The sequence below is a fragment of the Shewanella sp. SM95 genome, assembly GCF_025653595.1.
GTDB lineage: Bacteria > Pseudomonadota > Gammaproteobacteria > Enterobacterales > Shewanellaceae > Shewanella > Shewanella oncorhynchi.
Window position 1 is genome coordinate 167,463 of the sequence record NZ_JAKKSE010000004.1, and the last position, 19,300, is coordinate 186,762.

A 19,300-nucleotide genomic window follows, 5' to 3' on the forward strand; every position below is an offset into this window, starting at 1 on the left:
TTATTACGTCGGTTGGGTTTGACAAGTTCGCGCCAATGCTGAAGATAGGAGAGCTGAAGTGGTGCCCACTTTCTCTCTGAGCACGGATAAGGAAATAAATTAGATGGTCTCTGTTCGCGAAGCGCACTTTAATGATCCCGATTTTCACTTAGAAGATTGGGTAGCTCGCTATGTTGGTCATGCCGATGAAGCGCAGATGCTGCTCTCTTTGATAGGGCAGATTGACGCCTTACCAGCCAAGAGTCCTGCGGCGAAGAGAGAACTGCTCGAACGTGCTCGAGAGATGATTGAAATCCTCGCACCGCTAAACATGGACATTGAAACCCTGCAAGCGGCAATTTTGTTTGTGGTGCTCGATGCTGGGTTACTGACCGAAGAAGCCATCCAAGAGAAATTTGGTGAGCCGCTGGCGCGTTTAGTCGCGAGTGTCGTGACCATGAACGCGATTGGCGCCTTGAAAATCAATCCTAATAGTCGTTCAACCGAGCCTCAAATCGACAATATCCGCCGCATGTTATTGGCTATGGTTGAAGATGTGCGCGCCGTGGTGATTAAGCTTGCCGAGCGTGTGTGTTTGCTACGGGCGGTGAAAAATGCCGACGAAGAAACTCGCGTGCTGTTGGCCCGCGAAATTGCCGATATTTATGCGCCGCTGGCTAACCGTTTAGGGATTGGACAATTGAAGTGGGAGCTGGAAGATATTTCTTTCCGCTATCTACATCCAGATACTTATAAAGACATCGCTAAGCAATTAGATGGTAAACGACTGGATCGTGAAGTCTTTATCGACAAGTTTGTCAGTCAGTTGCAACAAAGATTAGATGAAGATCAAATTCGCGCTAAGGTCTACGGCCGGCCGAAACATATCTACAGTATTTGGCGCAAGATGAAGGGCAAGCACCTCAAATTTGATGAGTTGTTTGACGTGCGCGCCGTGCGTATCGTGACTGAGCGTCTGCAGGATTGTTATGGCGCGTTAGGTGTGGTGCATACGCTCTGGCACCATATTCCACGGGAATTTGACGACTATGTCGCTAACCCTAAGCCTAACGGGTATCAATCGATTCATACCGTGGTGGTGGGGCCTGAGGGCAAAACCGTTGAAATTCAAATTCGTACCCAAGACATGCATGAAGATGCAGAACTGGGTGTGGCCGCGCACTGGAAATACAAAGAAGGCAATCATTCCGGTAAGCAAAGCGGCTACGAAGAAAAAATTAACTGGCTGCGTAAAATTCTGCAATGGCAGGAAGACGTGGTCGAAAGTGGCAACTTGGTCGAAGAAGTCCGCAGCCAAGTGTTTGAAGATAGAGTCTATGTGTTTACCCCAAGCGGTGAAGTCGTCGACTTGCCACTGGGCTCAACCGTGCTCGACTTTGCCTATTACATTCACTCCCAAGTAGGGCATAAATGTATTGGTGCTAAGGTCGATGGCCGTATTGTACCGTTTACCTATCAGGTTGAAACGGGCGAGCGTATCGAGATCATCACCTCGAAACAGCCCAATCCTAAGCGCGACTGGCTTAACCCTAACTTAGGTTATATCCGCACCTCGCGTGCGCGTTCGAAAATCCAGCATTGGTTTAAGCAGCAGGACAGAGACAAGAATATTGTCGCCGGCAAAGAAATGCTTGAATCCGAATTGGCGCGGGTGAGCCTTAAAATTAAAGACGCGGCTATCGCGGTCGAGCGCTTTAATATGGCGAGCATGGATGACTTACTAGCGGCGATTGGTGGCGGTGATGTGCGTCTGCATCAAGTGGTTAACCATATTCAAAGCCGTCTGCGACTCGACGAAGTGTCAGAAGAAGATGCGGTCGAAGAATTAGTTAAGAAAGGCCAACATAAGCCGACCGCCAGTGGACGTGGTCAGGTTGAAGTCAACGGTGTGGGTAACTTGCTTAACCATATCGCCCGTTGTTGTCAGCCAGTTCCCGGTGATGAGATCTTAGGTTTTATTACAAAAGGGCGTGGTATTTCTGTGCATCGCGCTGATTGTGAACAAGTTAAAGAGTTAATGCGGGTTCACCCAGAGCGTGGCGTCGATGTGGTCTGGGGCGAAAATTACTCCGGCGGTTATCGCATGCGTCTGCGGGTATTAGCCCACGATCGCAGTGGCTTATTGCGTGACTTAACCTCAGTGTTGGCTGCCGAAAAATCCAATGTATTAGCCATGAGCTCGTCATCGGATACAAAAAACCAGACCGCCGCGATTGAGTTGGAACTAGAGCTTTATAACCTCGATGGTTTATCGCGGGTGTTATCGAAACTGACCCAAGTCGATAGCGTGATCGAGGCAAGACGGCTTTAAGACTAGCAACGCCTTTCGAAGCGAGCGATATCTAGAAGTCATCTAGAAGCAAGAGATAAAGGATTGGGGCGGTAGGGAGTGTTCATCGTTCTGAGCCATGGTTTGCCATGGCATTTGCTCCCCGACGCGTAGTCACTCCGTCCTTGGATGCTCGACCGCCACGTCCATGGGGCGGACGGTCGTCTCGCAAATCACCATGGCTCACCTTTCAAGTATTAGTGTAACCCGTAGGTTCAAAAACTAAGTCATAAGTATTCTGTTAAATTGTTCAACCTGATTAGACTTGAGCGAAGTCATTCGATTGAACATAAGAAACTTTTGGATATTTTCGTGTTACTACGAGATGGAGAGCCCTCTCTTTCAGATAACTTTTTCTACTCCAAACCACGCGAGTCGCCTACAAATAGCAGATCAAATTCACTAACCCACTACAATTACGAACTAAGAGTTTCAGGCTGGCATAAGGACATTGTCTTTTCTAACCAGTTTAAAAACTCCAATTCATTGCTTCCCAGTCTTTCTGTGTGGCTGAGCAGTACATAACGATGTCCAGATTGAGTAAATCCAAATGGAGCCACCAGTCTCCCGTTTTTCAAGTCATCGATTATCAGAGGATATGACCCTATAGCAGCCCCTAAACCGTCAACTGCCGCCTGTAAGCAGAAATAAAAATGCTCAAAGGATTTAGACTTATTGATATTAAAGGCATGTGTTGAACGTGATGACCAATCTGACCATGCAGAAGGTCTCGTTTCACTATGAAGCAAAACGATATCATCTAAGTTGTGCTGAGCTTTGTTCCAATATTCAGGCGAAAAAACAGGGCCAACCCACTCATTGACTAAGTTGTGTGTCGTATATTCTGGGCTAATATCGAAGTCATCACGCCGGATGGCTAAAGATAATCCTGTTTCACATAAATCCACAGGCCCTCCTGCTGTTGATAGTCGAACATCAATACCCGTAAGCTGGAAAAAACTGGCCAGCCGAGGCATCAGCCAGCGCATAGTTAATGTGGGCTCACAGGAAACTTCAAGATGCTTATTGCTTTCCCTCGTTAGCTTCTTAACTCCATTATCTAGAGCATTAAACGCAATATCAGTGTACAGCTTGAGTAGCTCACCTTCTTGCGTGAGACACATTCCTCTACCTTGTTTGTAAAACAGTAACTTCGACAAATGGCTCTCTAGCAATTTAATTTGCTTACTCACTGCTCCGTGAGTGATATGAAGTCTTTCTGCTGCCTTACTGTAACTCGATGACTCTGCCGTAATATGAAATACATAGAATGCTTTTAAATGTCTCATCTGTGACTTTTTCTCACATTTAGGATGCCTTTTTTTCGATTATAACTTACCAATAAATCTATACAATTATTTTAAAATCATGAACAGTTAGGATAGAAAATGGAGTTAATAAGTTTTGCAGTATTTGGGCTTTTAATCGTAGTAAGCCCTGGTGCTGACTTTGTTTTAGTATTTAAAAACAGTGCAATTTTTGGCAGAAAAGCGGGCATATTAACGGCTCTTGGGATAGGGATTGGTGTTTGTGTGCATATTACCTATTCAGTGATAGGGATTAGTCACTTAGTTTCTCAGAATGCGGTTTTATTTAGCATAGTGAAGTACATTGGTGCGGCGTATTTAATTTATCTCGGTGTAACAGGGTTAGTCAGTTCTAAGTTGAAATTAGACTATGAAAACTCAACAGACCAACCCACACATACTCGAAAGTACATATTTCAAGGTTTTTTGTGTAATGTATTGAATCCTAAAACAATGCTTTTCTTTCTAAGCGTCTTTAGCCAACTAATCTCAGCCAATAATGAAGGTATGTCTTTCGTTATTAGCTATGGCGTTTACATTGCACTTCTACATATGGCTTGGTTTTGTATAGTCGCTTACCTAGTCACATCTGTACAAGCGAGTCACATAATTCAAAAGTTTGGTCATAGAATTAATCAGGCGTGTGGTTTGGGTCTAATTGCTTTTGGTGCAACATTATCAATAAAAGCCTAAATTCCAACTCTCACATAATAAGTAAGTATTGTACTGGTACGCTAAATTTAGTCACTTAGATAGAGGTGTAATCTGTCTTTACTTCCATATTTTTGGAATGACTAAATGTAAGTCAAATTATCCTCTGCGCACTGAGTGATTAATCGGTCATAGCTCACAATGATGCAATAGTTTTTTAGCTAAACGAGCAGCGAGAGGGTTAGTTAAGATTGGCATTGTTGCACCAGTGACCTACTAAAACATGTTTTAGTAGAGCCCTCAGGGATGCTTCTTTTAAAATAAATAGGCGGCGAGTCACTGGGGCACAATGACAATAAATATCGCGCAACAGGTAATACAACGAGCTTTGGGAAAATATGTGTAATCGGCTATTACAAGCCGGCTCTAGGAGAACTAACTCGAAAACATATTGCTGTTCCTGCTTTCCTGCTTTTCCCTATCCCGAGTTCTGGTTAATCAACAACGCCATGCTAGTTGATCATGAATATGGCTCATGTTCTATGTGAAATAAAACCGTTTTTGTTCATGTGCCGAACCACGTATAAATGACTCCAAGCGAAATATTAGACAAGCTTGAAGTTGCACCCTAGCTAAGCCATCAGGACTTAAGTCATCGGCACTTAAGTTAAATAGAACCTCAGACAGAACACAAATAATGTCTATCAGAGTCGGGTCGAGAAGCTAGAAGCGCAGGGCATAAACTCAGGTTTGAAATCAGGCAATGGGATACTGGATCACTATGAATAAGCATTTTACATTTACGATTAACAGCATTTGTCTTGATGAAAATTATCATCCCTCAGACAAGACGCGTATCACGACCAACTTTGCTAATTTGGCCAGAGGCAGTCATCGCCAAGCGAACTTACGCAACGCGTTAAAGATGATTGATAACAGCTTTAATGCCTTAGCGCATTGGGATAATCCTAAAGGCGATCGTTATAGCGTTGAGCTGGAAATTATCTCCGTTAATTTGGATATTGACGGCAGCGGTCAAACCTTCCCATCGATTGAAGTATTGAAAACCAATATTGTTGATCATAAAACCAATAAGCGCATTGAAGGCATTGTCGGCAATAACTTTTCATCTTACGTACGCGATTATGACTTTAGCGTGTTACTGGCAGAACATAATAAGGGCCAAGCCAAATTTAGTATTCCAGATGATTTTGGTGGTCTACATGGCAAGCTATTTCAGTCTTTTGTTAATTCTGATGCTTACAAACAGAATTTTAATAAGCCACCGGTTATCTGCCTCAGTGTGTCGGATAATAAAACCTACCATAGAATTGAGAATCAGCATCCCGTATTAGGGGTTGAATATCAGCCAAATGAATCGTCTTTAACTGAGCAATATTTCAAAAAAATGGGCTTACAGGTGCGCTATTTTATGCCGCCAAATAGCGTGGCGCCTTTAGCTTTTTATTTCTTTGGTGATTTACTGAATGATTACACTCATCTTGAGTTGATAAGCACCATCAGCACTATGGGCACCTTTCAAAAAATCTATCGCCCTGAGATTTATAATGCCAATGCTGTTGCCGGAAAATGCTATCAACCTAATTTGAAAAATCTGGATCATTCTCTGACTCAAATTGTTTATGACCGAGCAGAACGTAGCCAATTGGCGAATGAGCAAGGCAAATTTGCAGCGGAGCACTTTATCAAGCCTTATCAAACGTTTTTTGAACAATGGTCAGCTAATTACCTTTAGTCGCTCTGCGCCTAATTGTCACGCTCAATAATTAATCTAATACGGCATCATTATTATGACAACACGACTTAATAAAACATCGCTTAACCAGACACTGTTACCGACTTCAACTGCGGGCAGTTTGCCTAAACCTTTATGGCTTGCAGAGCCTGAAACACTTTGGTCTCCATGGAAGTTGCAAGGAGAGGAATTAATTACCGGTAAACACGATGCACTGCGTTTGTCATTACAGGATCAACAGCTAGCAGGGATTGATATTGTCAGTGATGGCGAGCAAACGCGGCAACATTTTGTCACTACCTTTATTGAGCACCTCAACGGCGTTGATTTTTCAAAACGTAAAACCGTTAAAATTCGTGATCGCTATGATGCAAGTGTGCCCACGGTTGTCGGCCCTGTGAGCCGTCAAAAGTCGGTGTTTGTTGAAGATGCCAAATTTTTACGCAAGCAAACCACACAACCGATTAAATGGGCGCTGCCTGGGCCTATGACCATGATAGATACGCTTTATGATGACCATTATAAAAGTCGCGAAAAGCTTGCGTGGGAATTTGCCAAAATTCTTAATGAGGAAGCCAAAGAATTAGAAGCTGCGGGTGTTGATATTATCCAATTTGATGAGCCTGCCTTTAATGTATTTTTTGATGAGGTAAACGATTGGGGTATTGCGTGTTTAGAAAGAGCCATTGAAGGGCTTAAATGCGAAACGGCGGTGCATATTTGTTATGGTTACGGCATCAAAGCCAATACAGATTGGAAAAAAACCTTGGGCTCAGAGTGGCGCCAATATGAAGAAGTGTTTCCTAAACTGCAAAAGTCTAATATCGATATTATCTCGCTAGAATGTCACAACTCCCATGTGCCAATGGAGCTACTTGAACTCATTCGCGGTAAGAAAGTCATGGTCGGCGCGATTGATGTCGCCACCGACACGATTGAAACCGCAGAGGAAGTGGCTGACACCCTACGAAAAGCCCTTAAATTTGTCGATGCCGACAAGCTTTATCCTTGTACTAACTGCGGCATGACGCCTTTATCCCATCAAGTCGCAAGAGGCAAACTCAACGCCTTGAGTGCAGGTGCAGAGATCGTCAGAAAAGAGCTCTTGGCATTAAGATAAGACGCGTTAAGTGTTGTTGTCTGTTTTACAGCAGCATGTTTTATAGCAGCATAAGTCTAGCTTTGTTGAAAAGGTATCGACGTAAGTATTAAAAAAACGGGATTGGCATTCTGATGCCAATCCCATTGTTCATTTCTAAGCTCTTACATTTAGTGCTTAGGCTTATGCATTGTCTTAGCGCTTATTGGCCAAGTTTTGGTGTGCGTGGCGGGATCATGCGCCTGTCACCTGTTGACTCAAATGCACCTGCAAATTTAAGCAGGTTATTATCGTCATAGGCGCGGCCTGCGAAGGTCAAACCGACTGGCATGCCAATATCGGCCATCACGCCCATAGGCACAGTCACAGTCGGCACGCCTAAATGGCGAATCGCAAGGTTTCCGTTAGCGACCCAAACTCCGTTGCTCCAAGCGATATCGGCGGAAGCCGGATTCACATGCGCATCGGCAGGGCCGACATCTGCCACGGTTGGGAACAGCACTGTATCGAGCTTTAGCTCGTCCATCCAGTCTTCGAGATCTAGCTTACGCGTCTTCTCTAAGCCACGCAGACCATCGGGAATACTGTCGATCTGGTCATAGGATTTAAGACCACGCTTAGCCATGTTGACGTACTCTTCCATGCCTGCCGCTAAGTCACCTTCACGGTTAGGCAAGGTGCCTAAGTCGTGGGGGAAAATCAAATGCCCAACAACATCAGCAAGTTTGTTGAGTTTAGGGTCATTGTTAGCACGCAGGAATTCATCGAACGCCCAACCTGAGAGTTCCCATAATTCATCATGGAGGAATTGAGGCGTGACGATACCGCGGTTAAACACGGTCGGCGCACCTGGGCGGTCGCCTTCGCAATTTGATACCAACGGGAAATCGACTTCAATCACTTCGGCGCCAGCGGCTTCTAAGGCTTTACGAGCCGCTTCCCATAGATCGATAACTGATTGGCGGGTATGAATACGTTGCCCCGTTGGCCCGCCAATGCCCGGATTTTCGCTAGTGCCCGCCAATTCATCCTTATTGATGTACATGCGCGGCACACCAAAACGCTTACCTTTAAGCGTGTCGGCTTGAGCGGCAAGCTCCAGATAAGATGCTGGACGGACACTTGATGCTTTAGGGATTTGTACCCAAGGTTGCAGACGCCAGAGATCGCCACGGGTGATAGGATCGTCGGCCACAATCACATCCAACACTTCAAGCATATCGGCCATAGTGCGGGTATAAGGCACGACAACATCCATGGTCGGCGTTAACGGCCAGTTACCGCGCACCGAAATCACGCCGCGAGACGGTGTATAGGCACATAAACCATTATTGGACGCAGGGCCACGGCCACTCGACCAAGTTTCTTCGGCAAGACCAAAAGCAGAGTAACTTGCCGCCGTACCCGTGCCTGCCCCATTGGAAGAGCCCGAAGCGAATGGTGCAGTAAGATACTCAGCATTGTATGGGCTTTCAGCGCGGCCATAGTGACCACGCTGCATGCCGCCATTGGCCATAGGTGGCATATTGGTTTTGCCTAGGCAAATGGCACCTGCGGCGCGTAGGCGCTCAACGGCGAAGGCATCATACTGCGCCACTAAATCCTTAAAGGCTGGGCTGCCAGAAGCTGCCGTCAGCCCCTTCACCAAATAGCTATCCTTGGCGGTATACGGAATACCCTCAAGTGGGCTCAGTATTTCACCACGGGCGCGGCGCGCATCTGACGCCTCAGCTTCTTTGAGCGCATCGGGATTGTGTACCACTAACGCATTGAGCTTAGTCTTTGTCGCAGGGCCGTCATACGCCTCAACCCGCGCGAGATACGACTTAACCAACTCCACTGCGGTGGTGCGGCCAGATTCGAGCGCAGCACGCAACTCGGCAATAGAAACTTCAGTGACTTCAAACATCTTACACCCTCCCGCTGAAAGCTAATTGTGGTGTAATAACAGTGACATCAATCGTCATGCTGTTCTCCTTAGATTACTTTCCAGAGGGGATCTGCTGGGTAATACAATGGATATTACCGCCACCTAATAAAATCTCACGGGCTGGCACACCCACAATCTCATGCTCTGGGAAGATTTCCTGCAGTTTTTGGGCGGCGATATCATCGGTTGCAGGGTCAAGCAGTGGGAACACGATGCGATTATTGGTGATTAAAAAGTTCACATAAGAACCGGCTAAACGCTCACCCGCCGTGCGTGGCACGCCAGTGCCTTCGGTCACGCCTTTTGATTCTTCTTCGGTGCAATACAGCGGCCCCGGTTGTGGCAATAGATGGATTTTTAACTTACGGCCTTTGGCATCCACGGTATTTTGCAGCACATCGAGCGCCGCTTTTGAGCGTGGATACTGGGGATCAGTCTCATCATCGGTCCAGTGCAGAATGACTTCACCAGGACGGGCAAAACAGCACATATTGTCGATATGGCCATCGGTCTCATCCATATACACGCCATCTTGCAACCAGATAAACTGCTTAACATTCAAATAGTCACGCAGTAAGTCTTCAATCTGTTCTTTTGTCAGTTCAGGGTTACGGTTGGCATTGAGTAAACATTCTGCACTCGTCATACAGGTGCCTTCACCATCGACATGGATGGAGCCACCTTCGAGGATCAGCGGCGCGCTGTAACGGGCAAAACCATGCTGCGCAAGCATCTGCTGCGCGACTTGCTCGTCCTTATCCCATGGGAAGTACAAACCACCGTTATGGCCGCCCCAAGCATTAAAACCCCAGTCAACACCACGGCATTCGCCATTGTCATTCACAACGACGGTTGGCCCAGTGTCACGAGCCCAGCAATCGTTACTGTCCATTTCAACCAAGGTGACATGGGATGGCATCACCGCTTTAGCTTCGGCTAAAAACGTCTTAGGAACACCCATATAAACAGGGGTTGTCGCACCAATGGCATCGGCCACCTTAGCAAAGGTCGCCTGAGCATAAGCACCAGCTGCACGCCAGTTATCAGGACGATAGGGCCAAATCATCCACACCGCTTGCTGCGCAGCCCATTCGCCAGGCATATAAAAACCATCTTGGGATGGCTTAGTCGTTAACTGCGTGGCATCCACTGTCACGTTTGTCATGAGTTTTGTCTCCAGTAATGCTTAAAAACGATAAGGGTGTGCGTCCTAACATCGGACGACAGAATCGAAATATACCTAACATCAATCAAATGAATAAATTGAAGGACCGCATTTATCATGTGCATAGTTTCATGTGCATAGTTTGGCCGAAATTGTCAGGTTTTCACTCGGTGAGTTTTAGCTTCATTGAAATATTGCTGCGTATCTTATCATTTAAGATGGCTTGCGCTAAATACTTGTATGCAGGACATAGATGAGAATTTGTAGGGGAGGAAGCTTGTCAATTTATTGCTCACGAGATGAGTGAATTACGAAATGGAGCGAATGCTCTTTAGTTAAAATAAGTCTTAGTTGAAATACAGCACTAAAATCTGATCTCAGCATCAAAATAGCGCTTTTATTTTACCTAGCTTATCATCATCGCTTTATTGTAGCCTTTTGCTAAAAAACACTGCGGAGGCGTATTTTGCGGAGGCGTATTTTTTGTTCTTTCTCAATATTCGCCCGTTGCAGTATTTATCTTTAAAGGATATCAGCATGACTTCCCACACTGCGCCATTAACCTCATTTTCTACTGAACCTTCTATCACTGAAACTTCTACAACGGAACTGTCTACAACAGAACTGTCTATAACAGATGTTGAGCCGCTGCTTAAGATAATGGAAAAACTGCGTGATCCGCACACGGGTTGCCCGTGGGACAAAGCGCAAACGTTTCAAACCATAGTGCCTTTTACTTTAGAGGAGGCCTATGAAGTTGCCGATACCATAGAGCGTTTAGCCTGGGATGAGTTACCCGATGAACTCGGGGATTTGTTATTTCAAATCGTATTCTATTGTCAGCTTGGTAAAGAGCAAGGCAAGTTTGATTTTGCCACTGTGATTGAGAAAATCAGCGATAAGTTAACCCGTCGTCATCCCCATGTGTTTGGTGAGCAAAATCCGCAAATAGGCGATAGCGCCCAAGCGATGAAAGCCAATTGGGAAGCGATTAAAGCGACTGAGCGTGAACAAAAGGCGCAGCAAGTGGCGGGTGAAACCCAAGTTGATACTGTGGTTTCTGCGTTAGACAATATTCCTCGCTCACAACCTGCACTGTCGCGCTCAATCAAAATTCAGCAAAAGGTGGCGCGAGTCGGGTTCGATTGGGCCGAACTTGAGCCCGTGGTCGCTAAAATCCACGAAGAAATTGATGAAGTCTTGCATGAAGTTAATCAAGACGAGCAAGACCAAGCTAAAGTGCAGTCCGAAATGGGCGACTTGCTGTTTGCCGTGGTGAATTTAGCTCGCCATCTTAAGGTCGATCCAGAACAAGCGTTGCGCCAAGCCAATCTTAAATTTGAACGCCGTTTTCGCGGTGTAGAACAGTTGGCGAGTGAGAGCGGTAAAAGCATGGAAGAGCACACATTAATGGAGCTTGATGCCTATTGGGACCAAGTAAAAGCGACGGAGACGAGATAAACGGCAAATTATCCCGATTGGTGTTTGTCGAATCGCGCCGCCTTTGGTATACTACTGCCCCGTCCTAGTGCTTTCTTACAAGCACGTATTTTCAAACTCATTTTCTCAGGTTCAGCATGACTACAAGGTATATCTTCGTTACTGGTGGCGTTGTTTCATCACTAGGTAAAGGCATTGCAGCAGCATCATTAGCTGCAATTTTAGAGGCCCGCGGTCTCAATGTAACCATCATGAAACTGGACCCTTACATTAACGTTGATCCGGGTACCATGAGCCCAACCCAACATGGCGAAGTATTTGTTACTGAAGACGGTGCAGAAACAGATCTCGACTTGGGTCACTACGAGCGTTTCATTCGTACTAAGATGAATCGTCGTAACAACTTCACTACCGGTCGTATTTACGAAGAAGTATTACGTAAAGAACGTCGTGGCGATTATTTGGGCGCAACTATTCAGGTTATCCCACACATCACTAATGCGATTAAAGAAAAAGTATTAGCAGGTGGCGAAGGCCATGATGTGGCTATCGTCGAAATCGGCGGTACTGTGGGTGATATCGAATCTTTGCCGTTCCTAGAGTCTATCCGTCAGCTCGGTGTTGAGCTGGGTCGTGATCGTACTCTGTTCATGCATTTAACCTTAGTGCCTTTCTTAGGTGCTGCAGGCGAAGTGAAAACTAAGCCAACTCAACACTCAGTGAAAGAGCTGCGTTCTATCGGTATTGCACCAGATGTGCTGGTTTGCCGTGGTGATCGTGCGATTCCTGCGAATGAAAAAGCCAAAATTTCGCTGTTCTGTAACGTCGAAGAGCGTGCGGTTATTTCATTAAAAGATGTTGATAGTATTTATAAAATCCCAGCTTTGTTACGTTCACAAGGTTTGGATGACTTAGTGGTTAAGCGTTTCGGTTTAGAATGCCGTGAAGCGGATCTGTCTGAGTGGGAAAATGTTATTTATCAAGAAGCTAATCCAAACGGCGAAGTCGTTATTGGTATGGTGGGTAAATACATTGAACTGCCAGATGCCTATAAGTCAGTCAACGAAGCATTAAAACACGCTGGCCTTAAAAACCGCGTATCAGTGACCATCAAGTACATTGATTCACAAACCGTAGAAGCCAAAGGCGAAGAAGTCTTACAGGGTTTAGACGGTATCTTAGTACCAGGCGGCTTCGGCGAGCGTGGTGTTGAAGGTAAGATACTGGCGGCAAAATTTGCCCGTGAAAACAATTTACCGTATTTCGGTATTTGTTTAGGTATGCAAGTTGCTCTGATTGAATTTGCGCGTAATGTTGCAGGTATGGCTGATGCACATTCAACTGAATTCAATAAAGAAACACCGTTCCCAGTGGTGGGTTTGATCACTGAATGGATTGACGAAGAAGGTAATGTTGAGCAGCGCCATGAGGCGTCTGACTTAGGTGGCACTATGCGTTTAGGCGCTCAATTGTGTCATTTACTCGAGGGTTCAAAAGCGGCTCAAGCCTACAAAGGCAACAGCTGTGTAGAACGTCATCGTCACCGTTACGAAGTGAACAACAAATACAGAGAGCGTTTAGAGCAGGCTGGCATGATCTTCAGCGGTTTGTCTTCTGATCGTAAACTGGTGGAAATGATCGAATTAAAAGATCACCCATGGTTTGTTGCAGGTCAATTCCATCCTGAATTCACCTCAACGCCGCGCGATGGTCACCCATTGTTCGAAGGGTTTATTGCTGCGGCAAGTGCGCATCAAAAACGTGATCTGAAGTAAGAATATGTGAGGCCGGACCCGCGACAGTGGGGCCGGCCTTTTGCTACACTCGTCGCGACTTGAAACATAAGAACTTAATACCTCTGGGTATAAACAGCATGCGTACTAGTTGCATCTGTATGGACGCAAACCGTAAATGGAATTTGGTTATTTTCTGCGGTATGTGACTTCCATTTATTCCCATAGGTATTGGTTTTTTCTTTTATCTTTAAACTTAAATCGAGGGTGTTATGGCTAAGATTATTAACGTGATTGGTCGCGAGATTATGGATTCTCGTGGTAACCCAACTGTTGAAGCCGAAGTGCATTTAGAAGGTGGTTTTGTGGGTATGGCTGCGGCGCCTTCTGGTGCATCAACCGGTAGCCGCGAAGCGTTAGAATTACGTGATGGCGATAAGAGCCGTTATTTAGGCAAAGGCGTATTAACCGCTGTTGCTAACGTAAACGGTGTCATCCGCGCTGCATTATTAGGCAAAGATGCGACGGCACAAGCTGAGCTTGATCAAATCATGATCGACTTAGATGGCACAGAAAACAAAGACAAGTTAGGCGCAAACGCGATTCTGGCTGTGTCTTTAGCGGCTGCTAAAGCAGCAGCAGCATCTAAAGGTATTCCTTTATACGCGCATATCGCTGAATTAAACGGTACACCAGGCCAATATTCTATGCCTGTGCCTATGATGAACATCTTAAACGGTGGCGAGCACGCGGATAACAACGTTGATATCCAAGAATTCATGGTGCAACCTGTTGGCGCGAAAACCTTCCGTGAAGCACTGCGCATGGGCGCTGAAATCTTCCATACACTGAAAAAAGTATTGCACGACAAAGGCCTAAGCACTTCTGTGGGTGACGAAGGTGGTTTTGCACCTAACTTAGCGTCAAACGCTGATGCGTTAGCCATTATCAAAGAAGCGGTTGAACTGGCTGGCTACAAGTTAGGTACTGATGTGACGTTAGCGCTGGATTGCGCTGCATCTGAATTCTACAAAGACGGCAAATACGATTTAGCGGGCGAAGGCAAAGTCTTCGACTCGAACGGTTTCTCTGATTTCTTAAAATCATTGGCTGACCAATATCCAATCGTGTCTATCGAAGACGGCTTAGACGAATCAGATTGGGACGGCTGGGCTTATCAAACTCAAATCATGGGTGACAAGATCCAATTAGTGGGCGACGATTTATTCGTTACTAACACTAAAATCTTAACCCGTGGTATTGAAAACGGTATTGCTAACTCAATCCTTATCAAGTTTAACCAAATTGGTTCATTGACTGAGACTTTAGCGGCTATTCGTATGGCGAAAGAAGCGGGTTATACCGCCGTGATTTCACATCGTAGTGGTGAGACTGAAGATTCAACTATTGCTGACTTAGCCGTAGGTACTGCTGCTGGCCAAATCAAAACCGGTTCACTGTGTCGTTCTGACCGTGTTGCTAAGTACAACCAATTGCTGCGCATCGAAGAGCAATTAGGTGAAAAAGCCCCATACCGTGGTTTGAAAGAGATCAAAGGTCAGGCGTAATTTAATATTTGATGTAAAAAGGCCACCACTTGGTGGCCTTTTTTGTTGTACTATCTGCTGTATATTTTTTTAATCCAAGATACTGACGCTAATTCCTCCATGAAATTTTTTGTCATTGCACTCATAGTGCTACTCGGTGTACTGCAATTCCGTCTTTGGTCGGGAGGTAATAGTCTTCCTGAATATTTCGTTCTGCAAAAACAAATTGCCGCCCAGCAAGAAGGTAACGCCAAACTCAATGAGCGTAACCAAGTGCTGAAGGAAGAAATCATCGATCTGAAAAGTGGTACAGAAGCCATCGAAGAGCGCGCACGCAACGAACTTGGCATGGTTAAAGAAGGCGAGACCTTCTATCGCGTCGTGGGTGGTGAGCGCTCGGTATCGAGTCCATCTCAGTAATATGGAGTTAGGATGACAGAGCTAGGACATTTAGATCTTGGATTAAATGAACAATCCAATCCCGATAGTCAATCTGATCTGGTAACACAAATTGAATTGCAGCGCCAAGCTGAGCATGTCACTCAAGCTGTGGTTGCCATCGTTCCCGCCGCAGGCATAGGTAGCCGTATGGGCGCCGACAGACCTAAGCAATATCTTGAGGTGTGCGGCCAGAGTATTCTTGCTCATACCTTAGATAAGCTCTTGTCCCATCCGCACATTTCTCAAGTGATCGTCGCCTTACATTCGAACGATACTATCTTCGATACCTTGCCACAGGCCGTGCACCCCAAATTGATTACAGTAATAGGTGGCGGTGAACGCGCTGATTCTGTGTTGGCGGCGCTGCAAATTGCGCCCGAGCACAGTTGGGCCTTAGTGCATGATGCGGCAAGACCTTGTTTAACCGCGACGGATATCGACAAGTTACTCGCATCCAGAGTGCAATTCCCCCAAGGCGCTATTTTGGCTATGCCTGTGCGCGATACCATGAAGCGCGCGAATAAACAGGGTGAAATCAGTGCCACTGTGTGCCGCGATAATTTATGGCATGCATTGACGCCGCAGTTATTTCCAGCGCAGCAATTAAAAAATTACCTCAATGCGGCTCTGGCTGCAGGTGCGGTAGTCACAGATGAGGCTTCGGCGATGGAATGGGCGGGGATATCACCCGGACTCGTTTCGGGCCGTGCTGACAATATAAAAGTGACGCATCCCGATGATTTGGGATTGGCCGAATTGTTTTTAATGCGTGCCGCAAAATAGTCATAATCCAAGTAAAATAATACGTTAGGAATATTAAATGAAAATCCGTATCGGCCATGGTTTCGATGTGCATAAATTTGGTGCTGCACGACCCCTTATTCTTTGTGGCGTAGAAGTGCCCTATGAAACTGGCTTAGTCGCTCATTCAGATGGTGATGTGGTACTGCATGCGATTTCCGATGCGATCCTCGGCGCACTGGCGCTGGGTGACATAGGTAAACATTTCCCCGACACGGATGCCGCCTATAAAGGTGCTGATAGCCGCGTATTGCTGCGTCATTGCTATGCTTTAGCTAGGGCGAAAGGCTTTGTGCTGGGTAATCTTGACGTCACTATCATAGCGCAAGCCCCTAAAATGGCGCCGCACATTGAGGCAATGCGCCAGATATTAGCCGCCGATTTAACCTCGGAACTTGACGACATTAACGTCAAAGCGACCACGACTGAACAGCTAGGATTTACTGGGCGTAAAGAAGGTATTGCGGTAGAAGCCGTGGTACTTATGGCCCGCAAACACGATTAACTTAAGAGTAAAAAAGTCCCATGAGCGAATTACATTATCTGTATGGTAAGCCTTTAGGTACAGCAGATCTAAGAACCCAAAATAGCGATTTTATCGTGAAAGAGATTTTGCCTTTTAGCCCGACGGGTGAAGGTGAACATCATATGCTGCATGTACGCAAAGAAGGGCTAAATACAGTACAAGTCGCTGAAATGATCGCTAAGTTCGCTAAGGTGCATCCAAAGGAAGTCACCTACGCTGGGCAAAAAGATAAAAATGCCATCACAGAACAGTGGTTCGGTGTGCGTATTCCAGGTAAAGAAACGCCTGCTTGGAAGGAGCTCAATAGCGAGCGTTTGACTATATTGTCGAGCAGCCGCCACAGCAAGAAACTGCGAATCGGTGCCTTAGTCGGTAACCGCTTTATTCTTACCCTGAGAAATGTCACCAAAGTGGAAGACATTATCAGTCGTATCGAAAAGGTCGCTCAAGTGGGCGTGCCCAATTACTTTGGTGAGCAGCGCTTTGGTCACGATGGCAAAAACTTAGTGTTTGGTCGCCAAATGATGGCGGGTAAAAAAGTGAAAGATAGAAATAAGCGCAGCATATATTTGTCTGCCGTGCGCTCAAATCTGTTTAACACTGTGGTGTCGTACCGTTTAGCCAACCATGGCACTAAGCCTTTAGCGGGTGATTGTGTGATGTTAGCGGGCAGCAAAAGCTTCTTTGTTACGCCTGAATGGGATCTCATTGTATTGAAGCGTCTGATTGAAAAAGACATTCAACTTTCTGCACCATTGTGGGGGCGCGGCATGATGTTACCCCAAGGTGAAGCTGCTGCGGTGGAAACCTTAGCCATGAGTGAGTTAGCTGACGATTGCTATGGTTTAGAGCACGCCGGATTAGAGCAAGAACGTCGTCCGTTACTGCTTGAGCCCCAAGGCCTTAAATACGAACAAACCGCCGATGGCTTAGTGCTGGAGTTTGTGTTGCCTGCGGGCAGTTTTGCAACATCGTTATTGAGAGAGTTAGTTAATTATCAAGATGTTAAAGAGCAGCAATGGCAAGCGACATTGGTGCAGGAGCCTGCGCCTGAGGTAATTAACGCTAACATTGATACTGTTAAGACTGAAGCAGAGTCATGATCCGTATCCTTGTTAGCAATGACGATGGGATTAATGCTCCAGGTATCAAAGCCTTATCTGAGGCTTTGGCTGAAATTGCGACAGTGCTGACTGTGGGGCCGGATCGAAATTGCTCTGGTGCGAGCAACTCATTAACCTTGACTAATCCATTAAGAATTAATAGGTTAGATAATGGCTATATTTCCGTTCACGGTACACCGACAGATTGCGTCCATTTGGCTATCCGAGAATTATGTGATGGCGAACCTGATATGGTGGTGTCTGGCATCAATGCGGGGGCAAATATGGGCGATGACACCTTATATTCGGGGACGGTTGCCGCCGCGATGGAAGGACGCTTTTTAGGTTTTCCTGCAATAGCGATTTCGCTTAATGGCCGTAAATTCGAACATTATCAATCGGCTGCTGTTTATGCTCGGCGGATAGTTCAAGGTTTGTTGGCCCAGCCTTTGGCAAAAGATCAGATCTTAAATGTGAATGTGCCTGACTTGCCACTTGATCAAATTAAAGGGATCAAAGTGACTCGCCTCGGTGCTCGTCATAAGGCCGAAGGCATAGTGCGAACGCAAGATCCTGCCGGACGTGAAATCTTTTGGCTTGGTCCACCAGGACAAGAGCAAGATGCCACAGAGGGCACTGATTTTCATGCTATCGCCAATGGCTATGTTTCAATTACGCCCTTGACGGTTGATTTAACCGCCTACGGACAACTAACGGCATTGCAAAATTGGGTAGATAAAATATGACTCGAGTTGCCTTAACATCGGCGGTGAATTTAGCTAAAAAGCTTCAAGATGCGGGGATCCGTAATCAAGCCGTGTTAAAGGCGATATCGCATACGCCGCGAGAAATGTTTCTCGATAATGCGCTAGCCCATAAAGCCTATGAAAATACGGCTTTGCCAATTGGACAAGGGCAAACTATTTCGCAGCCTTATATCGTTGCCCGTATGAGCGAACTCTTACTGCACAAGATGCCACAGCGAGTGTTAGAAGTGGGGACGGGATCGGGCTATCAGGCAGCCATTTTGGCTCAATTGGTGCCTCAGCTTTGTACTATCGAACGGATCAAAGGTTTACAAATTCAAGCAAGACAGCGTTTAAAACGATTAGATTTGCATAATGTGTCGTTCAAATATGGTGATGGTTGGTTGGGATGGGCTAATCGTAGTCCGTTCGATGCCATTATGGTGACTGCGGCGGCGGCGACTATACCAGAAGCTTTGCTGTCTCAGTTGGCTGATGGAGGGGTGTTAGTCTTACCTGTGGGAGAGGATACTCAACAATTGATGCGTATTACGCGCACTGCTGACCGCTTTAGTTCTGAAACCATTGAAACGGTTAAATTTGTACCTTTAATTAATGGAGAGTTAGCTTAACCTTGTGTTGTGCTACTGTGTTAAGCGAAGTGCTTGTTTTGCACAGAAGGCGTCATTTTCTCATCATAAACAGTAATACAACCTTACCAAGGAG

Annotated in this window: 16 protein-coding genes; 13 read left to right on the forward strand and 3 right to left on the reverse strand. The window is 45.9% G+C overall.

Annotated elements, in window-relative coordinates; all coding sequences use genetic code 11:
• The first annotated feature begins 103 nt into the window (after positions 1-103).
• Entirely contained in the window at positions 104-2,311 is a 2,208-nt protein-coding gene (gene relA, locus L5M29_RS07590; protein WP_263167089.1) for a GTP diphosphokinase, read from the forward strand.
• A 434-nt stretch (positions 2,312-2,745) separates the two neighbouring features.
• Here relA and L5M29_RS07595 read toward each other — a convergent pair whose 3' ends face one another.
• Entirely contained in the window at positions 2,746-3,618 is an 873-nt protein-coding gene (locus tag L5M29_RS07595; RefSeq protein WP_198572906.1) for a LysR family transcriptional regulator, read from the reverse strand.
• A 99-nt stretch (positions 3,619-3,717) separates the two neighbouring features.
• Here L5M29_RS07595 and L5M29_RS07600 point away from each other — a divergent pair, with 99 nt between their 5' ends.
• The 3 genes from L5M29_RS07600 (at position 3,718) to L5M29_RS07610 (ending at position 7,163) form a co-directional block, all read left to right on the forward strand.
• Positions 3,718-4,329, forward strand: a complete 612-nt coding sequence (locus tag L5M29_RS07600; RefSeq protein ID WP_198572905.1) for a LysE family translocator — start codon at positions 3,718-3,720, stop codon at positions 4,327-4,329.
• Between the two features lie 739 nt (positions 4,330-5,068).
• Positions 5,069-6,043, forward strand: coding sequence for a DUF1852 domain-containing protein (locus tag L5M29_RS07605; RefSeq protein ID WP_061782783.1), 975 nt, complete (start codon positions 5,069-5,071; stop codon positions 6,041-6,043).
• Between the two features lie 55 nt (positions 6,044-6,098).
• Positions 6,099-7,163, forward strand: coding sequence for a methionine synthase (locus L5M29_RS07610; RefSeq protein WP_263167095.1), 1,065 nt, complete (start codon positions 6,099-6,101; stop codon positions 7,161-7,163).
• 181 nt (positions 7,164-7,344) lie between these two features.
• On the opposite strand, the gene L5M29_RS07615 is transcribed toward L5M29_RS07610, so the two are convergent.
• Both L5M29_RS07615 and aguA read right to left on the reverse strand, forming a co-directional pair.
• The gene (locus L5M29_RS07615) at positions 7,345-9,051 is read right to left on the reverse strand and encodes an amidase (RefSeq protein ID WP_263167097.1); all 1,707 of its coding nucleotides are present in this window, start codon (positions 9,049-9,051) and stop codon (positions 7,345-7,347) included.
• Between the two features lie 73 nt (positions 9,052-9,124).
• The gene (aguA, locus tag L5M29_RS07620) at positions 9,125-10,237 is read right to left on the reverse strand and encodes an agmatine deiminase (RefSeq protein ID WP_263167099.1); all 1,113 of its coding nucleotides are present in this window, start codon (positions 10,235-10,237) and stop codon (positions 9,125-9,127) included.
• A 537-nt stretch (positions 10,238-10,774) separates the two neighbouring features.
• Between aguA and mazG the strand changes: the two genes are divergently transcribed.
• From mazG to L5M29_RS07665, 9 genes are all read left to right on the forward strand, one after another.
• Complete coding sequence (gene mazG, locus L5M29_RS07625) at positions 10,775-11,698, forward strand: nucleoside triphosphate pyrophosphohydrolase (protein WP_263167101.1); 924 nt, start codon at positions 10,775-10,777, stop codon at positions 11,696-11,698.
• A gap of 116 nt (positions 11,699-11,814) precedes the next feature.
• Positions 11,815-13,452 carry a CTP synthase gene (locus L5M29_RS07630; RefSeq protein ID WP_012587102.1) on the forward strand — a complete coding sequence of 546 codons (1,638 nt, stop codon included), beginning with the start codon at positions 11,815-11,817 and terminating at the stop codon, positions 13,450-13,452.
• 230 nt (positions 13,453-13,682) lie between these two features.
• Positions 13,683-14,978, forward strand: a complete 1,296-nt coding sequence (gene eno / locus L5M29_RS07635) for a phosphopyruvate hydratase (RefSeq protein ID WP_105251763.1) — start codon at positions 13,683-13,685, stop codon at positions 14,976-14,978.
• Positions 14,979-15,077: 99 nt separating this feature from the next.
• Complete coding sequence (gene ftsB / locus L5M29_RS07640; protein ID WP_105253074.1) at positions 15,078-15,377, forward strand: cell division protein FtsB; 300 nt, start codon at positions 15,078-15,080, stop codon at positions 15,375-15,377.
• Positions 15,378-15,389: 12 nt separating this feature from the next.
• On the forward strand, positions 15,390-16,181 hold the full coding sequence (gene ispD / locus L5M29_RS07645; protein ID WP_263167103.1) for a 2-C-methyl-D-erythritol 4-phosphate cytidylyltransferase: 792 nt from the start codon (positions 15,390-15,392) through the stop codon (positions 16,179-16,181).
• 37 nt (positions 16,182-16,218) lie between these two features.
• Entirely contained in the window at positions 16,219-16,704 is a 486-nt protein-coding gene (gene ispF / locus L5M29_RS07650) for a 2-C-methyl-D-erythritol 2,4-cyclodiphosphate synthase (protein WP_263167106.1), read from the forward strand.
• 20 nt (positions 16,705-16,724) lie between these two features.
• Positions 16,725-17,828: a tRNA pseudouridine(13) synthase TruD gene (gene truD / locus L5M29_RS07655; protein WP_263167108.1), complete on the forward strand. Its 1,104-nt coding sequence runs from the start codon at positions 16,725-16,727 to the stop codon at positions 17,826-17,828.
• On the forward strand, positions 17,825-18,574 hold the full coding sequence (gene surE / locus L5M29_RS07660; RefSeq protein ID WP_105251808.1) for a 5'/3'-nucleotidase SurE: 750 nt from the start codon (positions 17,825-17,827) through the stop codon (positions 18,572-18,574). The genes truD and surE overlap by 4 nt, the downstream gene beginning before the upstream one ends.
• Positions 18,571-19,206 (forward strand): protein-L-isoaspartate(D-aspartate) O-methyltransferase, encoded by a 636-nt coding sequence (locus L5M29_RS07665; protein ID WP_028761363.1) that lies wholly within the window; start codon positions 18,571-18,573, stop codon positions 19,204-19,206. Before surE ends, L5M29_RS07665 begins: the two co-directional genes overlap by 4 nt.
• Positions 19,207-19,300 lie beyond the last annotated feature (94 nt).